Origin of the sequence: Nitratidesulfovibrio oxamicus (assembly GCF_015731765.1) — a bacterium.
GTDB lineage: Bacteria > Desulfobacterota > Desulfovibrionia > Desulfovibrionales > Desulfovibrionaceae > Cupidesulfovibrio > Cupidesulfovibrio oxamicus.
In genome coordinates this window covers 1-4,525 of sequence record NZ_VRYY01000200.1, presented here as the reverse complement: position 1 = coordinate 4,525, position 4,525 = coordinate 1, and the positions used below count along the sequence as shown (strand labels likewise).

The following is a 4,525-nucleotide window of genomic DNA, read 5'->3' as shown; positions in this document are numbered from 1 at the left end:
TGCGGCGTCAGACCCCGTGTCCGCCGCCGGGCCGTGGGGCGCGCCGTCCACGTACCACACGCGCGGCCCGCACACCGGGCAGGCGTTGGGCTGGGCGTGAAAGCGCCGGTCCAGCGGATTTTCATACTCCGCCGCGCATGCCGGGCACAGCGGAAAGCAGGCCATGGAGGTCTTGTCGCGGTCGTAGGGGATGAACCGGGTGATGGTGTAGCGCGGCCCGCAGTTGGTGCAGTTGGTGAAGGGGTACAGGTGGCGGCGGTTGGCCGGGTCGTTCATGTCGGCCAGGCAGTCGTCGCAGGTGGCCACGTCGGCGCTGATGAGCACCTCGTGCCCCGCCCCCCCGTCACCACTGGCGACTATGCGGAATCCTTCCTCGCCTTCCGCCACGGGGATGTCCTGCTGCGTGCACGAGACTACCCGAGCCAGCGGCGGCAGCTTGTGGGCCAGGTCGTGCCCGAAGCCGTCAACGGACGCCGCAGGCCCCTGCACCTCTATGAACACCCCGGCGGCGGTGTTGCTGACCGTGCCGGTCAGGGCATGGTCGGCGGCGATGCGGTACACGAAGGGGCGAAACCCCACACCCTGGACCTGCCCGGACACGGTGAACTTGCGGCGCACGAGATCGTCTGGCATGCGGCGACCATAGCGGAAGACCCGCGGCGTGAAAAGGCATGCGGCGGTGCGGATCGCCGGCCCGGTAGGATCACCCGGCCCCGTCCCTGCGCGGCCTGGCCGCCCGCCGCATACCATCCCCGTCGCAGGCCAACGCGCACACCCGTTGCGGTGCGCGCCTTCATAACGCGGTTGTCATGGTGGCGACGCTCTTATAAAGTGCCGCGACAATCGCGTCGCGCCGGGTGCATCCGCCCGTCTTGTGTGGCAAGGAACAGGCGGTTCCGGGGGGGCGTGACGCGACCGGCACAACCCGCCATGCATGCGGTACGCATCCGGTTCGGTGCCGGAGTGCGGTTGTTCGCGCGCGCAGTCGGAGGTATTTTCCTTGTACAGCGTGCGCCGGTCGGCTAAATAGAACGATTCCCACTGCATTTTTCCGCCGCAGTCTGCCCAGACGGGCCAGACGGGCCAGACGGGAACGGACTGGCGCGGGGGGTGCACAATCAATCCGCTTCAAGGAGGAGCCATGGGCGCTGACAAGCTTGGCGCGCGCGTGCGCAAGTACAGGGAAGACCGCAGCCTGAGCCGCGAGGAACTCGCGGACGCCGCCGGTCTCAAGACGGAATTCATCGCCGCCCTCGAGGACGACAACCTGTACCCGTCCATCGGGCCGCTACAGAAGCTCGCCCGCGCCCTGAACGTACGCCTTGGCACCTTCATGGACGACGCGGTGAGCCGCGACCCCATCGTGAGCCGCCAGGGAGACCGCGAGGCGGACCTGACCATGCAGAAGGCGCGCAACAAGTGCGCGGCCTTCCGCTTCCACTCGCTGGGCAAGGGCAAGAGCGACCGGAACATGGAGCCGTTCTTCATCGAGATCTGTCCGGAGCCCGTGGAGGACCGCAAGCTGTCCTCGCATCAGGGCGAGGAGTTCATCCTGGTGAACAAGGGTTCCATCCGCGTGGTGTACGGCAAGGAAGAACACGTGCTCGGACCGGGCGACAGCATCTACTACAACTCCATCGTGCCCCACTATGTGGGGGCCGAAGGGGACGCCCCGGCAGAGATCTACGCCGTCATCTACTATCCCTAGGAGTGGAAGGGGCATGGACGAATTTGCAGTGCGCGAACGGACCCTTGGCCAGATACTGGACGAGACCGTCGCCAAATATCCGGACAACGACGCGGTCATCTATGTGGACCGCGACTACAGGCAGACCTACCGGCAGTTCGCGGAAGTTGTGGACGACCTGGCCAAGGGGCTGATGGCCCTTGGCGTGCAGCATGGCGAAAAGGTGGCCGTGTGGGCCACCAACGTGCCCTACTGGGTGGCGTTGCAGTTCGCCACGGCCAAGATGGGCGCCATCCTGCTCACGGTGAACACCAACTACCGCGAGCATGAAATCCGCTATCTGCTCACCCAGTCGGAGTGCGAGAACCTGTTCATCATCGACGGGTTCCGCGACCACGACTACGTGCAGACCATCTACAACATGGTCCCGGAACTGAAGACGCAGCCGCGCGGGCAGTTGCGCTGCCCTTCGCTGCCGCACCTGAAGCGGGTCATGTTCCTGGGCGCGGAAAAGCACCGCGGCATGTATTCCGTGCCGGAGATCATGAGCATGTCGGCCATGGTCTCGGACGAGGAATACGCCGAGCGCCAGCGCGCCCTTTCCCCGCACGACGTGGTGAACATGCAGTACACCTCGGGCACCACCGGGTTTCCCAAGGGGGTCATGCTCACCCACGTCAACATCGGCAACAACGGGTACTGGATCGGCAAGAACCAGCACTTTACCGAAAAGGACCGCGTGTGCCTGCCGGTGCCGCTGTTCCATTGCTTCGGCTGTGTGCTGGGGGTGCTGGCCGCCATCAACCACGGGGCCGCGCTGGTGATCCTGGAAAGCTTCAGCCCCATGCACGTCATGGCGTCCGTGGACCAGGAAAAGTGCACCGCCCTGTACGGGGTGCCCACCATGTTCCTGGCCGTGCTGGAGCACAAGCTGTTCGCCCGGTTCGACTTCAGTTCCCTGCGCACCGGCATCATGGCCGGTTCGGTCTGCCCGGAACCTTTGATGCGCCGGGTGGTCGAAAAGATGTACATGCGCGAGATCACCATCTGCTACGGCCTGACCGAAGGTTCGCCGGTGATGACCCAGAGCCTCGTCACCGACCCCTTCGAGCGGCGCGTGCAGACCGTGGGCCGGGCCATGCCGTGCATCGAGGTGCGCATCGTGGACCCGGATACCAACGAGGAAGTACCGCGCGGCACCCAGGGCGAGGTGGTCTGCCGGGGCTACAACGTGATGAAGGGCTACTACAACATGCCCGAAGCCACGGCCGCCGCCATCGACACCGACGGCTGGCTGCATTCCGGCGACCTTGGCGTCATGGACGAGGAAGGCTACGTGGTCATCACCGGCCGCATCAAGGACATGATCATCCGGGGCGGCGAGAACATCTACCCCCGCGAGATCGAGGAATTCCTGTACGGCATGGACGGCGTGCAGGACGTGCAGGTGGTGGCCGTGGCCAGCCGCAAGTATGGCGAGGAAGTGGGGGCGTTCATCATTCCAAAGCCCGGGGTGGAGATGGCGCCGGAAGACGTGCGCGACTATTGCCGTGGCCGCATCGCCTGGCACAAGGTGCCGCGCTACATCAGCTTCATCGACGCCTACCCCATGACCGCCAGCGGCAAGATCCAGAAGTTCAAGCTGCGCGAGATGGCGACGGAGTTGTTTCCCGAAGCCATGAGATAGCCCGGATGGTCTTTTCGTCCGTTGGCTGCGGCGTACCGTAGCCGGACGGAGACCGGATAGCATTGCGATACGGATCGACAACGCCCCCGGAACCCTGGTTCCGGGGGCGTTTTGCGTGCGGCTTGATTTCCGGTGCGGTTCCGCGCAGAGTGGAAGTGACCTGAAGTGTTTGCCCTGTCGGGGGACTGCACGCCCGCACGGCATGCACCCCGTGCGCCGGCATGGCCGGACCCGCGTGGGGCCGGACCCTTTCGGCGCGGGTCATGCAACGCCACGGAAATGAAGGAAGGCGCATGGCACTTGAAGCGGACGTACTCGTTGCCGGGGCAGGGTTTGCCGGCCTGCGCGCCGCCATGGCCGCCGCGGTCTCGGGGCGCGGGCTGCGCGTCATCGTGCTGGCCCCGCACGAAGGGCCGGGTGGTTCGTCCTTCGCGGGGCATACGGGCTCGCTGGGCGTGCTGGCCCCCGCCGACGACGAGGAACGCGACGCCCTTCTGGAGCGCGCCCTGACCATCGCACATCCCGGCACGGCAGACCCGGCGCTGGTGCGCCTGCTGCTGGAACAGGGCGAACCCCGCCTGCGAGAGCTGGAACAATGGGGCGTGCCGCTGGTCACCGGGCAGGGCGGCGCGCGGTTGCGCCGCAGCGCCTGCTTTTTTCCGGAAATGGCCGTGGCCGGAGTTCTCCCCGACTGTGCGGCGGCCCACGCAGCCATGCTGCGCGTGGCCTTGGCCGCCGGGGTCGAGGTGCTGACGGGTTTCACCCTGGCCGCGCTGGGCGTGGAGGGCGGTCCACCCGGCAGTGCGCTGTGTCTGGACCGGGCTGGCAACGTGCTGCCGGTGCGCGCCCGGTCCGTGGTGCTGGCCATGGGCGGTCCCGCATCGCTCTTCGTCAACGATGTCTCGGGCGCCGGGCAGACGGGCACGGGGCTGGGCTTTGCCCGCGACTGCGGCGCGCGCATCGGCAATGCCTCGTTCCTCCAGTTCCTGTGGTACGAGGGCGGGCAACCCTTCCCTTTCCTGCCCGAACGGGCGCACGAACTGGAAGTGGCCGGGCTGGACGGCGTGCCCGCCGCCCTGCCGCGCGATCTGCGCCACCACGTGGCCAGCCGGGCCACCCATGCCCCGTGGGGTTGGGGGCTGGCCGACGCC

The 4,525-nt window shown here is 66.9% G+C and carries 4 protein-coding genes; 3 read left to right on the top strand and 1 reads right to left on the bottom strand.

Annotated elements, in window-relative coordinates; translation table 11 throughout:
• On the bottom strand, nt 1–633 hold a 633-nt coding region (locus FVW20_RS08130; RefSeq protein WP_196609021.1), incomplete at its 3' end, for an acylphosphatase.
• Between the two features lie 508 nt (nt 634–1,141).
• Between FVW20_RS08130 and FVW20_RS08125 the strand changes: the two genes are divergently transcribed.
• The 3 genes from FVW20_RS08125 to FVW20_RS08115 all read left to right on the top strand — a co-directional run.
• Entirely contained in the window at nt 1,142–1,708 is a 567-nt protein-coding gene (locus FVW20_RS08125; RefSeq protein WP_196609020.1) for a helix-turn-helix domain-containing protein, read from the top strand.
• A 13-nt stretch (nt 1,709–1,721) separates the two neighbouring features.
• Nucleotides 1,722–3,374 carry an AMP-binding protein gene (locus FVW20_RS08120; RefSeq protein WP_196609019.1) on the top strand — a complete coding sequence of 551 codons (1,653 nt, stop codon included), beginning with the start codon at nt 1,722–1,724 and terminating at the stop codon, nt 3,372–3,374.
• A gap of 293 nt (nt 3,375–3,667) precedes the next feature.
• Nucleotides 3,668–4,525, top strand: an 858-nt coding sequence (locus tag FVW20_RS08115; RefSeq protein WP_196609018.1) for an FAD-dependent oxidoreductase, incomplete at its 3' end; no start/stop codon positions are given.